At 63.7% G+C, this 21,411-nt stretch carries 20 protein-coding genes; 10 read left to right on the top strand and 10 right to left on the bottom strand.

What is annotated here, in order from left to right; translation table 11 throughout:
• Window positions 1-4: 4 nt before the first annotated feature.
• The 7 genes from BR71_RS08110 to gatC all read right to left on the bottom strand — a co-directional run bounded on the left by BR71_RS08110 (window position 5) and on the right by gatC (window position 7,248).
• Complete coding sequence (locus BR71_RS08110; RefSeq protein WP_043635478.1) at window positions 5-1,753, bottom strand: peptidoglycan D,D-transpeptidase FtsI family protein; 1,749 nt, start codon at window positions 1,751-1,753, stop codon at window positions 5-7.
• A complete protein-coding gene (gene ftsL, locus BR71_RS08105) occupies window positions 1,753-2,025 on the bottom strand; it encodes a cell division protein FtsL (protein WP_019102080.1) in 273 nt (90 codons plus the stop codon). Before ftsL ends, BR71_RS08110 begins: the two co-directional genes overlap by 1 nt.
• Entirely contained in the window at window positions 2,022-2,984 is a 963-nt protein-coding gene (gene rsmH, locus BR71_RS08100; RefSeq protein WP_043635475.1) for a 16S rRNA (cytosine(1402)-N(4))-methyltransferase RsmH, read from the bottom strand. The genes ftsL and rsmH overlap by 4 nt, the downstream gene beginning before the upstream one ends.
• Window positions 2,981-3,427 carry a division/cell wall cluster transcriptional repressor MraZ gene (mraZ, locus tag BR71_RS08095; RefSeq protein ID WP_043635472.1) on the bottom strand — a complete coding sequence of 149 codons (447 nt, stop codon included), beginning with the start codon at window positions 3,425-3,427 and terminating at the stop codon, window positions 2,981-2,983. Before mraZ ends, rsmH begins: the two co-directional genes overlap by 4 nt.
• A 375-nt stretch (window positions 3,428-3,802) precedes the next feature.
• A complete protein-coding gene (gatB, locus tag BR71_RS08090) occupies window positions 3,803-5,230 on the bottom strand; it encodes an Asp-tRNA(Asn)/Glu-tRNA(Gln) amidotransferase subunit GatB (protein ID WP_043635469.1) in 1,428 nt (475 codons plus the stop codon).
• Between the two features lie 166 nt (window positions 5,231-5,396).
• The gene (gene gatA / locus BR71_RS08085) at window positions 5,397-6,848 is read right to left on the bottom strand and encodes an Asp-tRNA(Asn)/Glu-tRNA(Gln) amidotransferase subunit GatA (protein ID WP_043635466.1); all 1,452 of its coding nucleotides are present in this window, start codon (window positions 6,846-6,848) and stop codon (window positions 5,397-5,399) included.
• A gap of 112 nt (window positions 6,849-6,960) precedes the next feature.
• Window positions 6,961-7,248: an Asp-tRNA(Asn)/Glu-tRNA(Gln) amidotransferase subunit GatC gene (gene gatC, locus BR71_RS08080; RefSeq protein WP_043592439.1), complete on the bottom strand. Its 288-nt coding sequence runs from the start codon at window positions 7,246-7,248 to the stop codon at window positions 6,961-6,963.
• A 366-nt stretch (window positions 7,249-7,614) separates the two neighbouring features.
• Here gatC and BR71_RS08075 point away from each other — a divergent pair, with 366 nt between their 5' ends.
• The 6 genes from BR71_RS08075 to BR71_RS08050 all read left to right on the top strand — a co-directional run bounded on the left by BR71_RS08075 (window position 7,615) and on the right by BR71_RS08050 (window position 16,169).
• Window positions 7,615-8,658: a rod shape-determining protein gene (locus BR71_RS08075; protein WP_043592385.1), complete on the top strand. Its 1,044-nt coding sequence runs from the start codon at window positions 7,615-7,617 to the stop codon at window positions 8,656-8,658.
• 139 nt (window positions 8,659-8,797) lie between these two features.
• Window positions 8,798-9,703 carry a rod shape-determining protein MreC gene (gene mreC / locus BR71_RS08070; RefSeq protein WP_043635462.1) on the top strand — a complete coding sequence of 302 codons (906 nt, stop codon included), beginning with the start codon at window positions 8,798-8,800 and terminating at the stop codon, window positions 9,701-9,703.
• Between the two features lie 6 nt (window positions 9,704-9,709).
• Entirely contained in the window at window positions 9,710-10,213 is a 504-nt protein-coding gene (mreD, locus tag BR71_RS08065) for a rod shape-determining protein MreD (RefSeq protein WP_019101651.1), read from the top strand.
• 15 nt (window positions 10,214-10,228) lie between these two features.
• The gene (gene mrdA, locus BR71_RS08060) at window positions 10,229-12,169 is read left to right on the top strand and encodes a penicillin-binding protein 2 (protein WP_043635458.1); all 1,941 of its coding nucleotides are present in this window, start codon (window positions 10,229-10,231) and stop codon (window positions 12,167-12,169) included.
• Complete coding sequence (rodA, locus tag BR71_RS08055) at window positions 12,150-13,244, top strand: rod shape-determining protein RodA (protein WP_043635455.1); 1,095 nt, start codon at window positions 12,150-12,152, stop codon at window positions 13,242-13,244. Before mrdA ends, rodA begins: the two co-directional genes overlap by 20 nt.
• A 189-nt stretch (window positions 13,245-13,433) precedes the next feature.
• A complete protein-coding gene (locus BR71_RS08050; RefSeq protein ID WP_043635451.1) occupies window positions 13,434-16,169 on the top strand; it encodes a M16 family metallopeptidase in 2,736 nt (911 codons plus the stop codon).
• Window positions 16,170-16,191: 22 nt separating this feature from the next.
• Here BR71_RS08050 and dinB read toward each other — a convergent pair whose 3' ends face one another.
• From dinB to BR71_RS08035, 3 genes are all read right to left on the bottom strand, one after another.
• Window positions 16,192-17,349: a DNA polymerase IV gene (gene dinB / locus BR71_RS08045; RefSeq protein ID WP_081862601.1), complete on the bottom strand. Its 1,158-nt coding sequence runs from the start codon at window positions 17,347-17,349 to the stop codon at window positions 16,192-16,194.
• Between the two features lie 13 nt (window positions 17,350-17,362).
• On the bottom strand, window positions 17,363-17,668 hold the full coding sequence (locus BR71_RS08040; protein WP_043635691.1) for an Rdx family protein: 306 nt from the start codon (window positions 17,666-17,668) through the stop codon (window positions 17,363-17,365).
• Window positions 17,669-17,993: 325 nt separating this feature from the next.
• Window positions 17,994-18,467, bottom strand: a complete 474-nt coding sequence (locus BR71_RS08035; RefSeq protein ID WP_043592390.1) for a copper chaperone PCu(A)C — start codon at window positions 18,465-18,467, stop codon at window positions 17,994-17,996.
• Between the two features lie 188 nt (window positions 18,468-18,655).
• Between BR71_RS08035 and BR71_RS08030 the strand changes: the two genes are divergently transcribed.
• The 4 genes from BR71_RS08030 (at window position 18,656) to BR71_RS08015 (ending at window position 21,324) form a co-directional block, all read left to right on the top strand.
• Window positions 18,656-19,300: a MarC family NAAT transporter gene (locus BR71_RS08030; RefSeq protein WP_043592391.1), complete on the top strand. Its 645-nt coding sequence runs from the start codon at window positions 18,656-18,658 to the stop codon at window positions 19,298-19,300.
• 21 nt (window positions 19,301-19,321) lie between these two features.
• Window positions 19,322-20,155: an AraC family transcriptional regulator gene (locus BR71_RS08025; protein ID WP_043635448.1), complete on the top strand. Its 834-nt coding sequence runs from the start codon at window positions 19,322-19,324 to the stop codon at window positions 20,153-20,155.
• Window positions 20,156-20,311: 156 nt separating this feature from the next.
• Entirely contained in the window at window positions 20,312-21,016 is a 705-nt protein-coding gene (locus BR71_RS08020) for an AzlC family ABC transporter permease (protein WP_019103919.1), read from the top strand.
• Window positions 21,013-21,324 (top strand): AzlD domain-containing protein, encoded by a 312-nt coding sequence (locus tag BR71_RS08015; RefSeq protein WP_043635445.1) that lies wholly within the window; start codon window positions 21,013-21,015, stop codon window positions 21,322-21,324. The genes BR71_RS08020 and BR71_RS08015 overlap by 4 nt, the downstream gene beginning before the upstream one ends.
• The last annotated feature ends 87 nt before the right edge of the window (window positions 21,325-21,411 follow it).

Here is a 21,411-nt window from a genome sequence, read left to right as displayed (position 1 = left end):
TTGATCAAAAATCCACCGGCACCGGGGTGGATTCCGGCAATAAAGTGTTGTTGGAGGGCTCGTCCGGCTGCACGTTCAGCACTCGCAGCGCGCCGCCGGCGATCTGCGAGAACACCGGCGCAGCCACCGCGCCGCCGTAATATTTGCCCGCGGAGGGCTCGTCTATCATGACCGACACAATCACGCGCGGCGATTTGCCCGGCGCGAAGCCCATGAACAGCGCGCGGTGCTTGTTGGCCACGTAAGTGCGGCCCTCCAGCTTGCGCGCGGTGCCGCTTTTGCCGCCGATGCTGTAACCGATGATGCGGCCGCCTACGGCGCCGCCGCCCGGCTGGCTGTTGGCGACCAGCAGGTCGCGCATTTCATGCGCGGTCTTTTCCGCCAGCACGCGCTTGCCCGGCATCGGCGTATTGGTCTTGTACAGCGAGATAGGCAACATCACGCCGTCGTTGGCGAACACGGTGTAGGCGCGCGCCATCTGGATCAGGCTGACCGAGATGCCGTAGCCGAAGGACATCGTCGCCTGCTCGATGGGCCGCCAGTTGTGCCAGTCGCGCAGCCGGCCGCCGGCTTCGCCGGGAAAGCCGGTTTCCGGCGCGCGGCCAAAGCCCAGCGCGTCGTAATGCTTCCACGATTGTTCCGGCGAGCTCATCAGCGCCAGCTTGCTGGTACCGACGTTGGACGATTTCTGAATGATGCCCAGGATGTCCAGGCTGGGGCGCGGCGCCACGTCGCGAATGGTGGCCGGGCCTATCATGTAAGTGTGAGTGTCCAATACCGTGTTGAGGCCGGCCTTGCCGTTTTCCAGCGCCAGCGAGATCGACAGCGGCTTCATCGTCGAACCCGGTTCGAACAAATCGATCACGCCGCGGTTGCGCATCATTTCCGGCGTTACGCCGCTGCGGTTATTGGGGTTGAACGACGGATAATTCGCCAGCGCCAACAACTCGCCGGTATGAGCGTCCAGCACCACCACGCTGCCCGCCTTGGCCTTGTTAAGCTCCACAGCCGCCTTCAGCTCGCGGTAAGCCAAATACTGGATGCGGTGATCCACCGCCAACGCCAGCTTCTGGCCGTCTCGCGGCGGCTCGATGGCGGCGACGTCTTCAATGATGTGGCCGCGGCGATCCTTCAGCACCACGCGGCGGCCATCCTTGCCGGCCAGCATCTTCTCGCGCGCCAGTTCCACGCCTTCCTGGCCTTTGCCGTCCACGCCGGTGAAGCCGATGATGTGGGACACAATCTCGCCGGCCGGGTAGAAACGGCGGAATTCCTGCTGCTTGGCGATGCCGGGCACGCCCAGCGCCATCACTTTGTCGGCCAGCTCCGGGCTGATCTGGCGCTTGATGTAAACAAATTCTTTCTTGCGGTCGGACAGTTTGGCCGACAACTCTTCCGGCGACAGATCCAGCATCGCGGCCAGTTCGCGCAGCTTGGCCGGCGGCACCGGCTCCATGTCCGCGGGGCTGGCCCAAATCGTCTGCACCGGCGAGCTGATCGCCAACGGCTCGCCGTTGCGATCGGTGATCACGCCTCGGTTGGCTTCCAGCGTCATTGCGCGGCGGAAGCGAGCCTCGCCCTGGTTTTGCAGAAAATCCTGCTGCATCACTTGCAGGTAAACCGCGCGGCCGATCAGCGCCAGGAACAGCAGCGCCAGCATCAGCAGCACGAAACGCACGCGGCCCGGCTTCATGCGCAGCGCGGGGCTGGCGTCCGGGATGCGTTGCTGGTGGCGCGGTGAGTAAGTGCGCATCACATCCCCTTTCCAGGTGAAACCACCTGGATCTGACGCGGATCCGGGGTATGCATGTCGAGGCGGCTGGACGCGGCTTTCTCAATCACCGCGTGCGCGCCCCAGGTGCTCTGCTCCAGCTGCAGCTGTCCGAACTCGATCTCCAGCTGCTGGGCGGATTTGCGTTCTTTCTGCAAATCGCTGTAGAGCTTGCGCGACACATGGGTCGAGGTGACCACCGACCAGGCGGACAACACCACGATGACCAGCAGTATCGCGTTGAGCTTGTTCATGCGTCGATCTCCCGCCACGGCGCTGCGGTGCGTTCGGCCACGCGCATGATGGCGCTGCGGGAGCGCGCATTGGCGCGCACCTCTTCATCGCCCGCGCGCACCGGCTTGCCCACGGTGGACATCGGCGGCTGCGCCATGTCGGAAGCGCGCACCATCGCCCAAGCCGGCAGCTTTTCCTCGCTGCTGGCGTCGCGCAGGTATTGCTTGACGATGCGGTCTTCCAGCGAATGGAAGCTGATCACCGCCAGACGGCCGTTTTCCGCCAGACGGCGCGCCGCCTGCGGCAGCACCGCCTTGAGTTCGTCCAGCTCGCGGTTCACAAAGATCCGGATCGCTTGGAAGGTACGCGTTGCGGGGTCCTGACCCGGTTCCCGAGTACGGACGTTTTGCCCAACGAGCACGGCGAGCTCACGCGTGGTCTGGAGGGGGGCGTCAGCCCTTTGCGCAACAATGGCTGCTGCGATCTTGCGAGCAAACCGCTCTTCACCATAAGTCTTGATGACCTCTCTGATATCGGCCTCGTCTGCCGTCGCCAACCATTCGGCCGCGGTGATGCCGCGGGTGGTATCCATACGCATGTCCAGGGGCGCGTCGAAACGGAAACTGAAACCGCGCCGCCCGTCGTCGATCTGCGGCGAGGACACGCCCAGATCCATCAACACGCCATCCACCTGGGGCACGCCCAGGCGGTCCAGTTCCTGCCCCAGCGTTTCAAAACCGTTGTGCACGATCTGAAAGCGCGGGTCTTCCTCCGCCAGCCGCGTGGCCACGGCGATGGCTTCGGGATCCTTGTCGAAGGCGATCAGGCGGCCTTGCGGCCCCAGTCGCGACAGGATCAAGCGGCTGTGGCCACCTCGACCGAAAGTGCAATCGACGTAGGTGCCATCCGGCCGGATGGCAAGCGCGTCGACCGCTTCGGTCAAGAGCACCGTCAGGTGCACGAAAGGGGTGGTGCTCACAGCGTAAAGTCTCCAAGGTGTTGGGCCAGATCGGTTTGATCGATGGCCAGGGCGTCAGCGGTCTGACTGTCCCATTCCTCGGCATTCCACAGCTCGAAGCGGTTGCCCATGCCCACCAGCGCGACGTCTTTGTCGAGTCCGGTGAGATCGCGCAAGCGCGCGGGCAACAGAATGCGTCCGGCACTGTCCATTTCCAGGGTTTCCGCGTGGCCGAGCACGAGGCGCTGGTAACGTTTCAGAGTGGGATTGCCGGTGGGAAGGGCTAACAGGCGGGCTTCGACCGGACGCCAGTTGGGTTCGGGGTAGATCAGCAAGTGGTCTTGGGATTCAAGGGTGACGATCAGTTTGTGCCCGAAAGCGGACAGCAGTGTCTCGCGGTGTTTAGCCGGAATAGCCAAACGCCCCTTGCTATCGAGAGACAAGATGCTGACGCCACCAATCATGATTTCGAGCCCGCTGACCGAATAAACCTAAGGGGCCGTCGCCCCCTGGGACAAATGCCCCACTTTCACCCACTTCGCCCCACTTTCCGCCACTATAAGAAAGAACTTCCCCACGGTCAACATCGAGAAGTTCTAATTCACCTTTTGAGACAATGACTTAGCGGACAGCGCAAAAAGCGGATTCCTTGTCAAATCAGAGGCTTAAAAACATCAGTCAAAGTGAGCTGTTAACACTCGAACTATTCCCGAAACACCACACCTCGAGCCTGGGAATATTTCCAAGGACAGTCCAATGCAAGACCACTTTCCGCGCCGCAACACAAAAACAGGACGGCGGCGCCACATTCGGCGCCGCCGTCCCGGAGTTCCGCCGGATTAGGCCAGCTTCTGTCGCAGAATATCCTGCACCTGGGCCGGATTGGCCTTGCCCTTGGAAGCCTTCATCACCTGACCGGCCAAGGCGTTGAGCGCCTTTTCCTTGCCGGCGCGGAATTCTTCCACCGCCTTGGGATTGGCGGCGATCGCTTCTTCCACCATCTTCTCGATGGCGCCGACGTCGGACACCTGCTTCAGGCCGTCGCGCTCGATGATGTCGTCGGCGGAGAGTTCGCTGTCCCACAAGGCATCGAACACCTGCTTGGCCAGCTTGCTGGACAAGGTGTTGTCGGCGATGCGCGCGATCAGGCCGGACAGACGCTCGGCCGAAATCGGGCAATCGGCGATCTCCTTGCCGTCGCGGTTCAGCCGCGCGGCGATCTCGCCATTGATCCAGTTGGCGGCCAGCTTGCCCTGACCGGAGGCCTTGGCCGCGGCTTCGAAGTACTGAGCCAGGGCCAGGCTGGAAGTCAGCAGCGCCGCGTCGTAGGCGGACACGCCGTAAGCCTCGGCCAGACGGACTTGCATCGCCGCCGGCAGCTCCGGCATCTCGCCGCGGATGCGGGCGATCTGCTCGTCGGAAATGCGCACCGGCAGCAGGTCCGGGTCCGGGAAGTAGCGGTAATCGTGCGCGTCTTCCTTGCTGCGCATCATCCGGGTTTCGCCGGTGTCCGGATCGAATAGCACGGTGGCCTGCTGCACCTTGCCGCCGTCTTCCAGGGTGTCAATCTGCCACTGGATCTCGTACTTGGCGGCCTGCTCCAGGAAGCGGAAGGAGTTGAGGTTCTTGATCTCGCGGCGGGTGCCGAATTCCTTCTGCCCCTCCGGGCGCACCGACACGTTGACGTCCATGCGGAAGCTGCCTTCCTGCATATTGCCGTCGCAGATGCCCAGCCAGGTCACCAGCGCGTACAGCGCCTTGACATAGGCCAACGCCTCGTCCACCGAGCGCATGTCCGGTTCGGACACCACTTCCAGCAGCGGCGTGCCGGCGCGGTTGAGGTCGATGCCGGACAGGCCATGGAAGTCTTCGTGCAGGCTCTTGCCAGCGTCCTCTTCCATATGGGCGCGAGTCACGCCTATCACCTTCTCTTGCTCGCCCACCAGGATTTTCAGCTGGCCGTGCTCGACAATAGGCAGGTCCATCTGGCTGATCTGGTAGCCCTTGGGGAGGTCCGGATAGAAGTAGTTCTTGCGCGCGAACACGTTTTTCTGGTTGATCTTGGCGTTCAGCGCCAAGCCCAGGCGTATGGCCTTGTCCACCGCGGCCTTGTTCAGCACCGGCAACACGCCGGGGAAGGCCAGTTCCACCGCGGAGGCCTGAGTGTTCGGCTCGGCGCCGAAGGCGGTGCTGGAGCCGGAGAAAATCTTGGAGACGGTATTGAGCTGCACATGCACCTCGATACCGATGACGACTTCCCATTTCATGGTCGGAAAATCCTTTTTGATGCCAGGACGGAGCTAAAACGCCGCCCTCGTAAACGTAAACTTAGCCGGCCTGCGAGCGGCGCTTGAAGACAAGGCGCGCGCAGGCAGTGCATTTAAGTACGGCAAGCGCGCCCAATGTCGAATTCGCATTGCGCAGCGGCCGGCTTCACAGCACCGGCGCGCGGCTATGCCAATCGGTGGCCAACTGGAACTGATGCGCGACATTCAACATCTTGGCTTCGCCGAAGTAATTGCCGATGATCTGCAAGCCGATAGGACGGCCATTGGCGCTGAAGCCGGCTGGCACGCTCATGCCCGGCAGACCGGCCAGGTTCACCGACAGCGTGTAGATGTCGGACAGATACATCTGCACCGGATCGTCGTTCATCGCGCCGATGTCGAAGGCCACGGTCGGCGCCACCGGCCCCAGGATCACGTCGCACTGCTCGAAGGCGGCCTTGAAATCGTTGGCGATCAGACGGCGGATCTTCTGGGCCTTGAGGTAATAGGCGTCGTAATAGCCGTGCGACAGCACATAGCTGCCCACCAGGATGCGGCGCTTGACCTCGCTGCCGAACCCTTCGGCGCGGGTCTTCTCGTACATGTCCACCAGGTCCTTGTACTCTGCGGCGCGATGGCCGTAGCGCACGCCGTCGTAGCGCGACAAATTGGTGGACGCCTCGGCCGGCGCGATCACGTAGTAGGCCGGAATGGACAGCTCGGTATTGGGCAGGCTGATTTCCACCACCTGCGCGCCCTGCTTCTTCAACACCGCCACCACCTCGTCCACGGCGCGCGCCACGTCGGCGCTAAGGCCGGCGGCGAAGTATTCGCGCGGCAGGCCCACTTTGAGGCCGGCCAGCGGCTGATTCAGATCGCGGGCGTAGTCTTCGCGGGCGCGCTCCAGGCTGGTGGAGTCGCGTTGGTCGAAGCCGGCCATCACATTCAACATCAACGCGCAGTCCTCGGCGGTCTGCGCGATCGGGCCGCCCTGGTCCAGCGAGGAGGCGTAGGCCACCATGCCGTATCGGGACACCACGCCGTAAGTCGGCTTGATGCCGGTAACGCCGCAATGGGAAGCCGGCTGGCGGATGGAGCCGCCGGTGTCGGTGGCGGTGGCCACCGGCGTCAGCCGTGCGGCCACGGCGGCGGCGGAACCGCCGGAACTGCCGCCCGGCACCGCCTTCTGGTCCCAGGGATTTTTCACGGCGCCGTAGAAGGAGTTCTCGTTGGACGAACCCATCGCGAACTCGTCCATATTGGCGCGCCCCAGCGTCACCAGGCCGGCGGCCTGACATTGCTCAACCACGTGAGCGCTGTACGGCGACACGAAGTTGTCCAGCATCTTGGAGCCGCAGCTGGTTCTCCAGCCCTGCTGACAGAACAGATCTTTGTGGATGATGGGCACGCCGGTCAGCGCATGGGCGTCGCCGGCGGCGATGCGCGCGTCGGCGGCCGCGGCCTCGGCCAGGGTCTTGGCCCGGTCGACGGTGACCAGCGCGTTGAGCGCCGGGTTCAGCACCTCGATCCGATCCAGATATTGGGTGGCCAGCTCAACGCTGGAGACTTCCTTGGCCGCCAGCTGCCGCGACAGTTGCTTTAAAGTAGACTGTGTCATTTCAAATGGAATCTTTAGCTATCCGGGAATGGCGCCGCCGTCCTTTCAGACAGCGACCGGCGCCGGCCTCCCGCGCGGGAGGGAACCTAAACCGGCGCAGGCAATCAGAGCATCACTCGATGACCTTGGGAACCAGGAACAAGCCCTTTTCCACTTGCGGGGCCACGGCCTGGAAAGCTTCGCGCTGATTGGTTTCGGTAACGATATCTTCGCGCAAACGCAAAGAGACATCCTGCGGATGGGCCATCGGCTCGATGCCGTCGGTGTTCACCGCTTGCATCTGTTCGATCAGGCCAAAAATATTATTGAGTTGCTTGCTTGTCGCGGCAATTTCCGCTTCATTGACATTGATGCGGGCAAGCTTGGCAATTCGTGCGACATCCTGATGCGTCAGCGACATGGTGTCCTCGTTCAAAACCTTTAATATTTCAAGCGTTATAGGGTATCATAGCCCGCTTGATTCTCCCAAGATCGACATCACGCCACGGCGTTATTTCGGCAGCGCTTTCACCGCGCGGCCGACAGGCGGCAAGCCGCCGCGCCGGGGCCGGATCGTGCAGGCCTCATCAACCCGACACAGCGTCGGAAAACGATGCGCAAGGCCAGCCGGGCGAAGCCGCTTAGCCGGTGTCGCCCAGTGGGCGCCAAGCGTCGTTTTGCCACGCGGCGGGTAGACTCGGGTCGTACGAGTAGACAACAAACAACAGATTAAACGCGGACGCGACGGCGCGTCCGCCACATGACGAAAACTGACCAGGATCGCCCAATGTTTCGTTCGCTGACCGGATACTTCTCCAACGACCTCGCCATTGACCTTGGCACAGCCAACACCCTCATCTACATGCGCGCCAAAGGCATCGTGCTGGACGAGCCCTCTGTTGTCGCCATTCACAGCGACGCGCCCACCAACAAGAAATCCATCCTGGCCGTGGGCCTGGAAGCCAAGCGCATGCTGGGCCGCACCCCGGGCAGCATCCAGGCGATCCGCCCGATGAAGGACGGCGTGATCGCCGACTTCACCGTCACCGAACAGATGCTCAAGCAGTTCATCAAGAAGGTGAACCCCAACCGCTTCTTCGCCGCCAGCCCCCGCATCGTGATCTGCGTGCCCTGCGGCTCCACCCAGGTGGAGCGCAAGGCGATCCGCGACTCGGCGCTGGCCGCCGGCGCGCGCCGCGTGGAACTGATCGAAGAGCCGATGGCGGCCGCCATCGGCGCCGGCCTGCCGGTTGAGGAACCCACCGGCTCCATGGTGGTGGACATCGGCGGCGGCACCACCGAGGTCGGCGTGATCTCGCTGGGCGGCGTGGTGTATTCCAACTCCGTCCGCGTGGGCGGCGACAAGTTCGACGAAGCCATCATCAACTACATCCGCCGCAACTACGGCATGCTGATCGGCGAAACCACCGCCGAGGAAATCAAGAAGACCATCGGCTCCGCCTTCCCAGGCGCCGAAGTCCGCGAAATGGAAGTCAAGGGCCGCAACCTGGCCGAAGGCATTCCGCGCGCCTTCACCGTGTCGTCCAACGAAATCCTGGAAGCGCTGACCGAGCCGCTGAATCAGATCGTGTCCGCGGTGAAGATCGCGCTGGAACAAACTCCGCCGGAACTGGGCGCCGACATCGCCGACAAGGGCATGGTGCTGACCGGCGGCGGCGCGCTGCTGAAAGACATCGACCGCCTGCTGGCCGAAGAAACCGGCCTGCCGGTGTTCGTGGCCGAAGAACCGCTGACCTGCGTGGTGCGCGGCTCCGGCAAGGCGCTGGAGAAAATGGACAAGATTGGCACTATTTTCACCAACGTCCCTTAAACCGGAACGGCCGACGCCCGCCTGAGCCCGGCTCCTGCGGCGGCGGTCGCTCGTAACGCAAGCGATGATGGCGGGCGCGCGGCAAGCGCGCCCGTTTTTGAAGCACAGCGCCCCGTGTCAAGGGGCGAGGTCTGAGCCGATGGACTTTGCCAACACCCCCAGCTTTTTTCGCTCCGGGCCGCCGCCCGGCGCGCGCTTGGCCATGGCCGTGGCCGCCTCGGTGGCGCTCCTGGTCGGCGACAGCTATTTCGGCCTGATGGAACAGGCGCGCGAAGCCACTTCGCTGGCGCTCTACCCCGTACAGCGCGCGGTGAACATGCCCGCGCAGGCGATGCGCCACGTCAGCGACTTTCTCAGCTCCCAAACTGAACTGAAACAGGAAAACACCGCCTTGCGCGTGCGCCAGCTGGAAATGTCGGCGCAACTGTCGCGGCTGCAAACCCTGCAACGGGAACTGGACGAAGTGCGCAAGCTCAACGGCATCAAGTCCAGCTATCACCAACAGGCGCAGATGGCCGAAACGCTGTATACCGGCCGCGATCCGTTTTCCTACAAAATCATCATCGACAAAGGCAGCGACGCCAACCTGAAGGCCGGCCAGCCGGTCGTGGACGCCACCGGCCTGCTAGGCCAAGTCACCCGGGTGCAGCCGCTGACCGCGGAAGTCACTCTGGTCATAGACAAGAACCAGATGGTACCGGTCATGGTGGCCCGCACCGGCCAGCGCGCCATCCTGTACGGCTACGGCGGCGGCGTGGAAATCCGCTATCTGCCGCAAAGCGCCGACATCAAGGACGGCGATCACATCGTCACCTCCGGCGTGGACGGCGTTTATCCCGCCGGCATCCCGGTGGCCCGCGTGACCCGGGTGGAGCGAAACCAAGGCGCCACCTTCGCACGCATCGCCACCTCGCCCCTGGCCGGCGTGCAGCAAACCCGCTACATGCTGGTGCTGGGCGAAAAGCAGGCGCCCCCGCGCCCGCCGGAACCGGCCCCCATCGTCAAAAAGAGCAGGGGCGGCAAGAAAGCCGCCGCCGAGGAGTAAGCCCCGATGACGTTCGAGCGCCCCAAGGAACTGCTCAAACCGGTGAAGCGCCGCTTCATCCTGTTCACCTTCATCTTCGCCGTCCTGATCGAACTGATCCCGCTGCCGCACGGCAGCACGCGCTGGCTGCCGGACTTCATCGGCATGCTGATCCTGTACTGGGTGATCAACCAGCCGCGCCGGGTCAATATCGGCACCGCATTCTTGCTGGGCCTGGTGGCCGACATTTCCACCGCCGGCCTGTTCGGCCAACACGCGCTGGCCTATTCAATCACCGCTTACCTGGCGCTCGCGCGCCAGCGCCAGGTGGTGATGTTCAACCTGGGCCAGCAAACGCTGGTGGTGCTGGGCCTGTTGCTGACCAACCAGATCATCATGGTGGTGGTGCGCATGCTCACCGGCTCCGCCTTCGTCGGCTGGGGTTACTTCCTGCCGCCCTTGATCGGCGCCCTGCTATGGCCGTTGCTGACCAAGCTGATGCTGATGCCCTACCGCCACAACGCGGTGTAGCGCCGCGGACCGTCCATGCCTCAACCCACCCGTTTCAAGAACCCGCAGGCCGAAGACAGCCAGTTCCAGCTGCGCTTGATCGTCGCTTACGCGTTGATCGTGCTGATGTTTCTGGTATTGCTCACGCGTTTCATCTGGCTGCAAGTGCTGCAGCACGAACACTTTTCCACGCTGGCTCAGAACAACCGCATTTCGCTGGTGCCCATCCTGCCCAACCGCGGCCTGATTCTGGACCGCAACGGCGTGGTGCTGGCGCAGAACTACTCCGCCTACACGCTGGAGCTGACGCCCAGCAAGATCCCGGACCTGGCCGCCACCGAGGCCGAGCTGCGCAAGCTGGTGGAGATCACCCCGCGTGACGAGCGCCAGTTCAAACGCCTGCTGATTGAAAGCAAAAACTTCGAATCCATCCCGCTGAAAACCAAACTCAGCGAAGAAGAAGCCGCTCGGGTCGCCGCCCAGGCCTGGCGCTTCCCTGGCGTGGAAGTCAAGGCGCGGCTGTTCCGCGACTATCCGTTCAAAGAAATGACCAGCCATGTGCTCGGTTATATCGGCCGCATCAACCAGCGCGACAAGGAAAGGTTGGAAGAAGAAGAAAAAACCGCCAATTACAAAGGCTCCAATTACATTGGCAAGACGGGCCTGGAGGCGGTGTACGAGGACGATCTGCACGGCAAGGTCGGCTTCGAGGAAGTGGAAACCGATTCCGGAGGACGCGCGGTGCGTTCGCTGCGGCGCACGCCGCCGGTCAACGGCAACACCCTGAAACTAGCGCTGGATATTCGGCTGCAGGAGATGGCGGACAAGCTCTTCGGCAACCGCCGCGGCGCGCTGGTGGCGATAGAGCCGTCCACCGGCGGCGTGCTCGCCTTCCTGTCCAAGCCGGGCTTCGATCCCAATCTATTCATCGACGGCATCGACACCCAGACTTGGACCAACCTGAACAACGACTGGCAGAAACCGATGATCAACCGCGCGCTGCGCGGCACCTACCCGCCCGGTTCCACCTTCAAGCCCTTCATGGCGATGGCCGCGCTGGAAAACCACGCCATCGGCATGCGCGACATCCGTCCCGCGCCGGGCTATTTCACCCTGCCCGGCTCCAGCCACCAGTTCCGCGACAGCAAGAAAGCCGGCAACGGCATGATCAATCTGCAGCGCGCGATCGAAGTCTCCAGCGACACCTTCTTTTACAAGCTGGCCTGGGACATGGGCATAGACAAGATCCACCCGGCACTGGCGCAGTTCGGCCTGGGCAGCAAGAGCGGCATCGACCTGGACGGCGAGTCCATCGGCGTGCTGCCGTCCAAGGAATGGAAAGCGCGCCGCTTTGCCCGCTACAAGGAAGAATTCCGCCGCTGGTATCCGGCCGATGTGGTCAGCATCGGCATTGGACAGGGTTTCAACGCCTACACTCCGCTGCAAATGGCCAACGCCACCGCCATCATGGCCAACGACGGCCAAGTGTTCAAACCGCACTTGGTGCAGCAGGTGGTGGATACCCGCAGCGGCAAAGCGCGCATCATTGAACCGATGCCCACCCGCCAGGTTCCGTTCAAACCGGAAAACTTCGAATACGTGAAGCGCGGCATGGAAGGCGTGATGACGCGCGGCACCGGCGCGCGGCTGGGCGTGGGCCTGCAGTACTCGATGGCGGGCAAGACCGGCACCGCCCAAGTCGTGCAAATCAAGCAGGGCGCCAAGTACAACGCCTCCGCCCTGGCCGAGCAATACCGCGACCACAGTTGGTTCATCGCCTTCGCCCCGGTGGACAAGCCCCGCATCGCCGTGGCGGTGATCGTGGAGAACGCCGGCTTCGGCGCCGCCGCCGCCGCGCCCATCGTGCGCGCGCTGTTCGATTACTACTTGCTGGGCAAGGTGCCGAAAGACATCGAAGGCACGCTGAAGACCATGCCCACCGACACCGCCAACGACAATGCAGACCTCTCTAATTAAACGCGTCTGGCAACAGATCCAAGAACCGCTGGACGGCTGGCTGATGCTGTTCCTGGGCATGATCTTCGTGGTCAGCATGGTGCTGCTGTACTCGGCCAACAACCAGTCCTTCGACAAGATAGACAACAAACTGATCTACACCAGCCTGTCGCTGATCATCATGTGGATCATCGCCCGCATGCGGCCGCAAAGCATCATGAACTTCGCGCCGCCCATCTACGGGCTGGGCGTGCTGCTGCTGCTGGCCGTCCACTTCAAGGGCGTCACCGTCAACGGCTCCACCCGCTGGCTGGAACTGGGCATTACCCGCATCCAGCCGTCCGAAATCATGAAGATCGCGTTGCCGATGATGCTGGCCTGGTTCTTCCAGAAATACGAACTATCAATGCGCTGGTGGCACTACCTAGTGGCCGCCTTGCTGATGGCCGTGCCCAGCGCACTGGTGCTGAAGCAGCCGGATCTGGGCACCACGCTGCTGATCGCCGCCGCCGGCCTGTTCGTGCTGTTCTTCGCCGGCCTGCCGTGGAAAGTGATCTTCGCCGGCATCGGCCTGGGCGCCGCCAGCCTGCCCATCGTCTGGAACCTACTGCACGACTACCAGCGACGCCGGGTGCTGACTATGATAGACCCCACCACCGACCCCTTGGGCGACGGCTACCACATCATCCAGTCCATGATCGCCATCGGCTCCGGCGGCCCCTGGGGCAAGGGCTGGCTCAACGGCACTCAGACCCACCTCGATTACATCCCGGAGCGGACCACGGACTTCATCTTCGCCGTGTACTCGGAGGAGTTCGGCCTGGCCGGCAATGTGCTTCTGCTGGTGCTCTATCTGCTGGTGCTCAGCCGCGCGATGATGATCACCGCCAGCGCGCAAACGCTGTACGGCCGGCTGATGGCCGGCTCCATCACGATGTCCTTCTTCGTCTATGCCTTCGTCAACATGGGCATGGTGTCCGGCATCCTGCCCGTGGTGGGCGTGCCGCTGCCCTTCATGTCCTACGGCGGCACCGCCACCGTCACCCTGTTCGTCGGCATGGGCATGCTGATGAGCATCAGCAATCTGAAACGCTGAGAACCTTCTCTTTCCAAACCCCGCGGCGGGAACCAATTCCCCGCCGCGCCGGCCTATTCTGTCTGCACGCGACTGACGTCATGCCAGAAATGCTTCCGGCTTGACGAAAGCAAGCAAAATCGCAAGCCTATAGAATTCCGGCGCCGCCGCGCGCCGCCGCCCTCATCTACGCAGAGGAAACGCCAACGCATGCGCATCAAGACCCTGAGCCTGCTGCTCGCCCTGTCCCTGGGCCACGCCCTGCCGGCCATCGCCGCCGAACCCGTCTCCGCCAGCCAAAGCCAGCTGCAAGCCTACACCAGCGTGGAAGGCATCACCGAATACCGGTTGCCCAACGGCCTGCGGGTCCTGCTGGCCCCGGACGCCTCCAAGCCCACCACCACCGTCAACATCACCTATCTGGTGGGCAGCCGCCACGAAAGCTACGGCGAAACCGGCATGGCCCATTTGCTGGAGCACATGCTGTTCAAGGGCACGCCCACCAGCGGCAACCTGATGCAGGAACTGGGCAAGCGCGGCATGCAGTTCAACGGCACCACCTTCCTGGATCGCACCAACTACTACGAAACCTTCCCAGCCAACGACGACAACCTTCGCTGGGCGCTGGAGATGGAAGCAGACCGCATGGTCAACAGCAAGATCGCCAGAAGCGATCTGGACACCGAGTTCTCGGTGGTGCGCAATGAAATGGAGATGGGGGAGAATAATCCCCGCCGCGTGCTGTGGAAGCAGATGACCGCGGTCAGCTACGACTGGCACAACTACGGCCACAACACCATAGGCGCGCGCTCGGACGTGGAGAAAGTCCGCATCGACAATCTGCAGGCCTTCTACCGCAAGTACTATCAGCCGGACAATGCGGTACTGATGATCAGCGGCAAGTTCGACCCGGCGGCGACGCTGGACGTCGTCCGGCAGACATTCGGCAAGATCGCCAAGCCGCAGCGCCAACTGACGCCAACCTGGACCGAGGAACCGCAGCGCGACGGCGCGCGTGAGCTGACGGTGGAGCGCGTCGGCGACACCCAACTGGCCGCGGTGCTGTACCCGATCTCCGCCGGCAGCCACCCGGACGCGGCGGCCATCCTCGTCCTGGCCGACATCCTGGCCAGCACCCCCAACGGCCGGCTGTACCAGGCGCTGGTGGGCGGCAAGAAAGCCGTCGGCGTCGAGGCCTGGCCGTTCGCGCTGGCAGAACCCGGCTACATCATTTTTTGGGCAGAGTTGAACAAGGGCCAGAAACTGGCCGATACGCGCCAGGCCATGCTCGCCGCCATCGAGGGCTTCAAGAACAAGCCGGTGACCGAAGCCGAACTCAAGCGCGCCAAGGCCAGCCTGCTCAACGATATCGACAAGACCCTTAACGACCCGCAGCAGCTGGCGGTGGAAATGTCCGAGGCTATCGCCAAGGGAGATTGGCGGCTATTCTTCCTGACCCGCGACCGCATCGAGGCGCTAAGCGCCAAAGACGTGGAACGGGCCGCGGAGAACTACTTCAAGCCGTCCAACCGCACCTACGGCCAGTTCGTGCCCACCGCCAAACCGGACCGCAGCGTGATCCCGGCCACGCCGGACGTGGCCAAGCTGGTGGACGGCTACAAGGGCCGCGCAGCAATCAGCCAGGGCGAGGCCTTCGATCCCAGCCCAGCCAACATCGACGCCCGCACCGTGAAAACGACGCTCGCCAACGGCGCCAAACTGGCCTTGCTGGCCAAGAAAACCCGCGGAGAAACCGTTAACGGCAGCTTCAGCCTCGCCTTCGGCGACGAGAAAAGCCTGTTCGGACTCGGCGCCGTGCCCAGCCTCGCAGCCGACATGCTGGAACGCGGCAGCGGCAAGCTCAGCCGCGCAGAAATCAGCAATCGCCTGGACCAATTGAAAGCCAAGCTCAGCATCTCCGGCTCCGGTCAGGAGGTGAACGTGGACTTTGAAACCACCCGCACGTATCTGCCGGCCTTGCTGGACCTGATCGCCGACCTGCTAAAACAGCCCAGTTTCCCGGAACGGGAATTCGAACTGCTGCGCAAGGAGGGGCTGACCGCCATCGACGCCCAACGCAACGAGCCGCAGGCCATGGCCACCCAGGCTGTTGGCCAGGCGCTCAACATCTATCGCAAGGGCGATCTGCGCTACCGTCCGACGCTGGACGAGGCCGCAGCCGAATTGAAAACCGCCAAGCTGGACGATCTCAAGCGCTTCCACCGCCAGTTCTACGGCGCCAACCACGCCCGCTTCGCCCTCGTCGGCGACTTCGACGCCAAAGCCGCGCAAAGCCAGCTGCAAAAGCTGTTCGGCGGCTGGAATAGCCCCGTGACGTACAGCCGCGCGCCCAGCTTGCTGCCGCCGGCCAAGCCGGGCCAACAACAACTGCAGGCCAAGGACAAAGCCAACGCCTTCTACCTGGCCACCGCGCCGTTGGCGATGCGGGACAGCGACGCCGACTACCCGGCAATGCTGGTCGCCAACAAGATCCTGGGCGGCGGCGTCAAATCACGGCTGCTGGATCGCCTGCGCCAAAAGGACGGCATCAGCTACTACGCCGGCAGCCAGTTCAAGGCAGGCAGCTTCGAACCGGTGGCCAGCCTGAGCCTGGTGGCCATTTACGCGCCGCAGAATCTGGAAAAATTGAAACAGGGGGTGACGGAGGAGTTGACGCGCTTCATCCGCGACGGCGTCAACGCCACCGAGCTGGCCGACGCCAAGAAGGCGCTGCAACAGGAAAGGGAAATCGCCCGCGCTCAGGACGGCGCACTGAGCGGCGCGCTGGACGGCCAGTTGCAAATCGGCCGCGGCATGGAGTTCAACGCCAAGGTGGATACCGCCATCGCCGCGCTGACGGTGGAGCAGGTCAACGCCGCGCTGCGCAAACACATCAACCCGGCCCAACTGCTCCAGGTCTACGCCGGCGACTTCAAGCGCCCCTGATCCAGCCTTGCGCCGGCTGGCCTCATCTGTTCTGCGGGGGCTGGTCGGCGTCTATCATAGGCGGCTCCGCCTCGCCCGCGACAGCGTCCGCCGGCTGGTCCGGCAGCGGACGGCCGTCGCGGCCGAACAGGCGCAACTGACGCGGCAGGTCGTGCTCGTCCGCCAGCTTGACGCCGACGCCCACCAAGCGCACCGGCCGCCGGCCCCGCTCGAACCCCACCCGCAACAATTCTCCAAAACGCGCCGGCGACAACTGTCCGCCGGCGTGCTCCACCGTGGTCTGGCTGAAATCGTCGAACTTGAGCTTGACCGACAAGCCTTTGAACGCGGGGTTGCCGCTGCGCGCGATGCGCGCGCTCAGCCGGTCTATCAGTTCCGGCAGCTTGGACAGACAGGCGGCGGCGTCGGGCAGGTCCACCGCGTAGGTCTCCTCAACACTGATCGATTTGCGGCTGCGGTCAGTGGACACCGGCCGCGGATCCACTCCACGCGCCAGCTCGTAGAGGCGCTCGCCGAAACGGCCGAAGTGGCGCAGCAGATCGGCCAGCTCCCAGGCCAGCATGTCGCCGCAACGCCGGATGCCCAATTCGTTCAGCCGCTGCGCGGTGACCCGGCCCACGCCGTGTATCTTCTCCACCGGCAAGGCGGCGACGAAGCCGGCCACATCTTGAGGCCGGATCAGGAATTGCCCGTCCGGCTTGTTCCAATCACTGGCCACCTTGGCCAGGAATTTATTAGGCGCGATGCCGGCCGAGGCGGTGATGCCCACCTCCTCGCGAATCTGACGGCGGATCGCCTCCGCCATTCGCGTGGCGCTGCCCTGCTCGTGCGGCTGTCCAGTCACATCCAGATAGGCCTCGTCCAGCGACAAGGGCTCGATCAAGGGCGTGTAACGCTCGTAGATGCGCATGATCTTCTGGCTGGCCTCGCGATAGCGCGCCATGTCAGGCGGCAAGATCAACAAATCGGGACACAAGCGCAGCGCGCGCGCGGACGACATCGCCGAGCGCACGCCGTAGCGTCGCGCGATGTAATTGCAGGTGGCGATGACGCCGCGGCTTTCCGGCCGGCCGCCCACCGCCAGCGGCAAGGGACGCAAGGCGGGATCGTCGCGCATCTCGATCGCGGCGTAGAAACAATCGCAATCGACGTGGATGATCTTGCGCAGCGGCTCGCTCATGGCGATAGCCGAATCAGGAAACGGCGCCGTCGCTATGACCCAGCGAACGCTGCGGCGCCACCCGGTCGCGCACCCGCTGCTTCAGCAGCTTGATGTCGGGGAAGCCACCGTCGGCCTTGCGGTCCCACAACAGCTCTCCGTCCAGCTCCACGCGGAACACGCCGCCGCTGCCGGGCCGCAAGGCCACTTCAGCCAATTCCTTCTCGAAGGTGGTCAGCAGCTCCTGCGCCATCCAGGCGGCGCGCAGCAGCCAGCGGCATCCGGTGCAGTACTCAATGCTCAGGCGCGGAGTTTTGGCGGGGGAAATAGAGGAAGTCATGCGGGAAAAAGCAGTCGGCAACAAGATGGCTGACAGCATACATCATGGAAGGGGAAAGGAACTGCCGGCGTCCCTGGATTTTGTTGTGTGCGGGCGCAAGCGCCCGCTCCTCCATCGTTTCTCTCTTTGTGCAGACTTGGCGTTTTGACCTTGTTCAGGGCGCCGGCAGTGGCAATGACGTCTTGTTCGCAACACATTCCCGAGGCCAAGTCTGCCCAGTCGCCGGCTCGGGGTAAAGCATTTACTCCAGCCCGCGCCGATTGCTGCGCTGCACGATGTAACTTCGGCGCAACGTTACCGGTAGCAAACGATCGCGCCTAGCGAATCAATGCGCGTGTTCTGCCGGGGCGGCCGCCGCGACGCCGTCTTCCACCACCACTTCAACGGTTACGCTGCCCGCCTTCTCGAACCGTAAGGTCAGCGGGAAACGGTCGCCCACGCGCAGCGGCTGCTTCAGCCCCATCAACATCACGTGATAGCTGCCGGGCGCGAATTTGACTTCCTGGCCCGCGGCCACAGCCACGCCGCCGGCCACTTCGCGCATGCGCATCACGCCCTTGTCGTTGAGATGGGTGTGCAATTCGGCCTTGGCCGCGCGCGGCGTGCTGGCCGACAGCAGCTTGTCGGCGGTCTTGCCCTGATTGTTCAACGACAGATAAACACCGCCGGTGGGGCTGCTTTCCGGCATTGCCCGGCTCCACGGATGGCCGATCTTGATATCGCCCAGCTTGAATTCGTGCGCCATCGCTCCGGCGCTCAGCAGGCACAGGCCCAGCAGGGCGCTCAATGTCTTTCGCATAATCAACTCCTTGGGTTTTCCGCACTCTAGCACAGCCGCCCACAGCAGCCGTGCGGCATAATGCCACAGCCAATGTCATGCCGCGCGCCCGCCGCGGGGCTCCTAGCAGAATTTCCCTTGTCACCGGCCCGCGGCCTCAGGCAGACTGCGTCCATCCATTGTAATGTTCGCTTCATCAGCGTAGTGCCATGCTCAAGACGTTGTCGCTCCAATTCCTGTTCGGCGGGCTACTCAGCCTGATCACCATCACTAACCCGCTATCCAAAATTCCGCTGTTCATCACCCTGACCCGCGAAATGACGGACTCTGCGCGCGACAACCAGGCGCGCCGCGCCTGCGTGTTCGCGGCGGCCATCATGGTGGTCAGCCTGCTGGCCGGCAACGTGATCATGTCCGCTTTCGGCATTTCCTACGGCGCGCTGCGCATTTCCGGCGGCTTCGTCGTCGCCGTGCTTGGCTACCGCATGCTGTTCCTGTCGCAGGATCCGGGCAACGCGCCCAAGACCGGCGAGCGCGAGGACTACGCTTTCTTCCCGCTGGCCATGCCCGGCATCAGCGGGCCCGGCACCATTGCCGTGGTCATCGGCATTTCCACGGAGATTGCCGAACTGACGACTCTGCCAGCCAAGGCGCTGGCCTTCGCGATGACCTTCGCCGCCATCGGCGGCACTTGCTTCGGCATGTGGTTGACGCTGCAATCCTCGCAGTTGATCGCCCAGCGCCTAGGCCGGGGCGGCCGCGAGGTGATGACGCGGCTGATGGGTTTCTTGCTGATCTGCATTGGCGTGCAATTCGTCGGCTCCGGCATCCGCACCTTCATGGCCGGTTCCTGAGGCCGGCCGCGACGCCCTGCCATGTCTTATCAGGCGTCCGACCGTTCCGACTTCTTCCGCGCCGACGATATCGGCCAGTTGGAATGCCTGGACGCCAGCTACGCCCAGCGCGTGTTTCCGCCCCATTTCCATGAAGAATACGTAGTCAACGCATTAACCCTGGGCGCACAGTCTTACCGCCACCGCGGCGGCACCCACCGCGCCGGCGTCGGCGCGCTGGTGCTGATCAATCCCGGCGAAGTGCATACCGGTGAAACCGCCGATGCGCGCGGCTGGGCCTACCGCGGCTTCTATCCATCAGCGGACTTCCTCCAGCGGCTGGCCGCCGACATCAGCGGCGACGCCCACGCCCGGCCTTATTTTCGCGACACCGTGGTGCTGGACGCTACGCTGGCCGTCGGCCTGGACCAGTTGCACCGGCTACTGCGCGGCAGCCAAGACCGGCTGTTGCGCGAATCCGCCTTGCAGCGGGTATTCGGCGCGGTGCTGCAACGCCATATGCAGGTGCGCGGCCAGATGCACGCGGCCGCTCCGCGCGCGGTGGAGCTGGCGCGGCAAATGCTGGCCGACGCCATCAACGAGAACCTGTCTCTGCAAGCGCTGGCGGAAGCGGCCCAGCTCTCGCCTTGGCAACTATGCCGCCAGTTCCGCGAGCACTTCGGCCTGCCGCCGGTGGCCTGGCGCAATCAGTTGCGCGTCAACCGCGCGCGCCAGCTATTGGCTCAGGGCCAGACGCCCGGCGCGGTGGCGCTCAGCCTGGGCTTCGCCGACCAGGCTCATCTCACCCGCTCCTTCCGCCACACCGTGGGGCTGGCGCCGGCGGCTTATCAACGCGCGCTGGGTCTGCGCCGCTGAACGTCTGTCCACGCTTTTCTCCACCGCAGCGCCCCATCTCGCGCTAGTGCGCAAGCGCCAGGCCACAGCGCAAACCCATCCTGCAAAATCGTTCAAGACGACGACTGGTTTCGGCGGCATGATGAATAGACTTCGTTTCCGCAAGGACCCGTTCCGATGACGAGCTCCACCCCCGTCGCCTGGGCATTGCAAGGCGCGCGCGACAGCCTACCCATGCTGATAGGCGCCGCGCCCTTCGGCGTGATCTTCGGCACCCTGGCCATCGCCGCCGGCCTCAGCCCGCTGACGACCCAAGCCATGTCCCTGCTGGTTTTCGCCGGCTCCTCGCAATTCATCGCCGTCAGCCTGGTGGCGGCCGGCGCCGCGCTGCCGGTACTGTGGCTGACCACTTTCGTGGTCAATCTTCGCCACGCGCTGTACAGCGCCACCCTGCTGCCTTACGCGCGGCAATGGCCGCTGGCCTGGCGCTGGCCGCTGGCGTTCTGGCTCACAGACGAAACCTTCGCCGTGGTCGAGCACCGCTTCCGCACCCAGGGCGCGGCCGGCGGCCAGTGGTATTGGCTGGGCTCTTCGCTGGCGATGTACGGCAACTGGCAGGCATGGACGCTGGCCGGCGTGCTGCTGGGACGTTCAGTGCCGGGGTTGGCGCAACTGGGGCTGGACTTCGCCATGGTGGCGACCTTCGCCGCCATCGTCGCGCCGCAATTGAAAAAACGGCCCACGCTGGCGGCCGCGACGGTAGCCGGCCTGACCGCGCTGTTGGCGCGCGGCCTCCCCTACAAACTGGATCTGATGCTGGCGGCGCTGCTGGGCGTCGGCGCCGGATTCTTGCTGGAAGGCAAGCGCAAGGAGGCGGCATGAATCATTGGTGGATGATACTCGGCATGCTGGCGGCCACCTTGATGATCCGCGCCAGCTTCCTGGTGTTCGGTCAGCGGCTGGCTTTCCCGGACTGGCTGAACCGCGCGCTGCACTATGTCCCGGCGGCGGTGCTGTCGGCGCTGGTGGTGCCGATGGCCCTGGCTCCCGCCGGACGCATCGACCTGTCGCTGGGCAACGCCTACCTGATCGGCACCTTGGTTGCCGTCGCGGTGGCGTGGAAAAACGGCAAGACTCTGCTCGCCATTGTGGTCAGCTTCATAGTCTATGGCTTGCTGCGCTGGCTCTAAGAACCTGTTTACGATCTTTTTGTGAGCGATAATGGGCTGGTGAAGAGAAAATCCTACCCAAGCGACATTAGTCGAGAAAAGTTTGCC

Source organism: Chromobacterium haemolyticum DSM 19808 (assembly GCF_000711885.1).
GTDB lineage: Bacteria > Pseudomonadota > Gammaproteobacteria > Burkholderiales > Chromobacteriaceae > Chromobacterium > Chromobacterium haemolyticum.
The sequence above is the reverse complement of the archived record's forward strand: the minus strand, read 5'-3'. Positions and strand labels throughout refer to the sequence as shown.

What these genes read in the sequence shown, in the direction of transcription:
- gatB (WP_043635469.1), bottom strand. Translation starts at nt 5,230, where the DNA reads ATGAAATGGGAAGTCGTCATCGGTATCGAGGTGCATGTGCAGCTCAAT.
- BR71_RS08075 (WP_043592385.1), top strand. Translation starts at nt 7,615, where the DNA reads ATGTTTCGTTCGCTGACCGGATACTTCTCCAACGACCTCGCCATTGAC.
- BR71_RS08020 (WP_019103919.1), top strand. Translation starts at nt 20,312, where the DNA reads ATGACGAGCTCCACCCCCGTCGCCTGGGCATTGCAAGGCGCGCGCGAC.
- BR71_RS08015 (WP_043635445.1), top strand. Translation starts at nt 21,013, where the DNA reads ATGAATCATTGGTGGATGATACTCGGCATGCTGGCGGCCACCTTGATG.
- BR71_RS08030 (WP_043592391.1), top strand. Translation starts at nt 18,656, where the DNA reads ATGCTCAAGACGTTGTCGCTCCAATTCCTGTTCGGCGGGCTACTCAGC.
- rodA (WP_043635455.1), top strand. Translation starts at nt 12,150, where the DNA reads ATGCAGACCTCTCTAATTAAACGCGTCTGGCAACAGATCCAAGAACCG.
- mraZ (WP_043635472.1), bottom strand. Translation starts at nt 3,427, where the DNA reads ATGATTGGTGGCGTCAGCATCTTGTCTCTCGATAGCAAGGGGCGTTTG.
- BR71_RS08110 (WP_043635478.1), bottom strand. Translation starts at nt 1,753, where the DNA reads ATGCGCACTTACTCACCGCGCCACCAGCAACGCATCCCGGACGCCAGC.
- BR71_RS08035 (WP_043592390.1), bottom strand. Translation starts at nt 18,467, where the DNA reads ATGCGAAAGACATTGAGCGCCCTGCTGGGCCTGTGCCTGCTGAGCGCC.
- dinB (WP_081862601.1), bottom strand. Translation starts at nt 17,349, where the DNA reads ATGAGCGAGCCGCTGCGCAAGATCATCCACGTCGATTGCGATTGTTTC.
- BR71_RS08040 (WP_043635691.1), bottom strand. Translation starts at nt 17,668, where the DNA reads ATGACTTCCTCTATTTCCCCCGCCAAAACTCCGCGCCTGAGCATTGAG.
- gatC (WP_043592439.1), bottom strand. Translation starts at nt 7,248, where the DNA reads ATGTCGCTGACGCATCAGGATGTCGCACGAATTGCCAAGCTTGCCCGC.
- ftsL (WP_019102080.1), bottom strand. Translation starts at nt 2,025, where the DNA reads ATGAACAAGCTCAACGCGATACTGCTGGTCATCGTGGTGTTGTCCGCC.
- mreD (WP_019101651.1), top strand. Translation starts at nt 9,710, where the DNA reads ATGACGTTCGAGCGCCCCAAGGAACTGCTCAAACCGGTGAAGCGCCGC.
- mreC (WP_043635462.1), top strand. Translation starts at nt 8,798, where the DNA reads ATGGACTTTGCCAACACCCCCAGCTTTTTTCGCTCCGGGCCGCCGCCC.
- BR71_RS08025 (WP_043635448.1), top strand. Translation starts at nt 19,322, where the DNA reads ATGTCTTATCAGGCGTCCGACCGTTCCGACTTCTTCCGCGCCGACGAT.
- gatA (WP_043635466.1), bottom strand. Translation starts at nt 6,848, where the DNA reads ATGACACAGTCTACTTTAAAGCAACTGTCGCGGCAGCTGGCGGCCAAG.
- BR71_RS08050 (WP_043635451.1), top strand. Translation starts at nt 13,434, where the DNA reads ATGCGCATCAAGACCCTGAGCCTGCTGCTCGCCCTGTCCCTGGGCCAC.
- mrdA (WP_043635458.1), top strand. Translation starts at nt 10,229, where the DNA reads ATGCCTCAACCCACCCGTTTCAAGAACCCGCAGGCCGAAGACAGCCAG.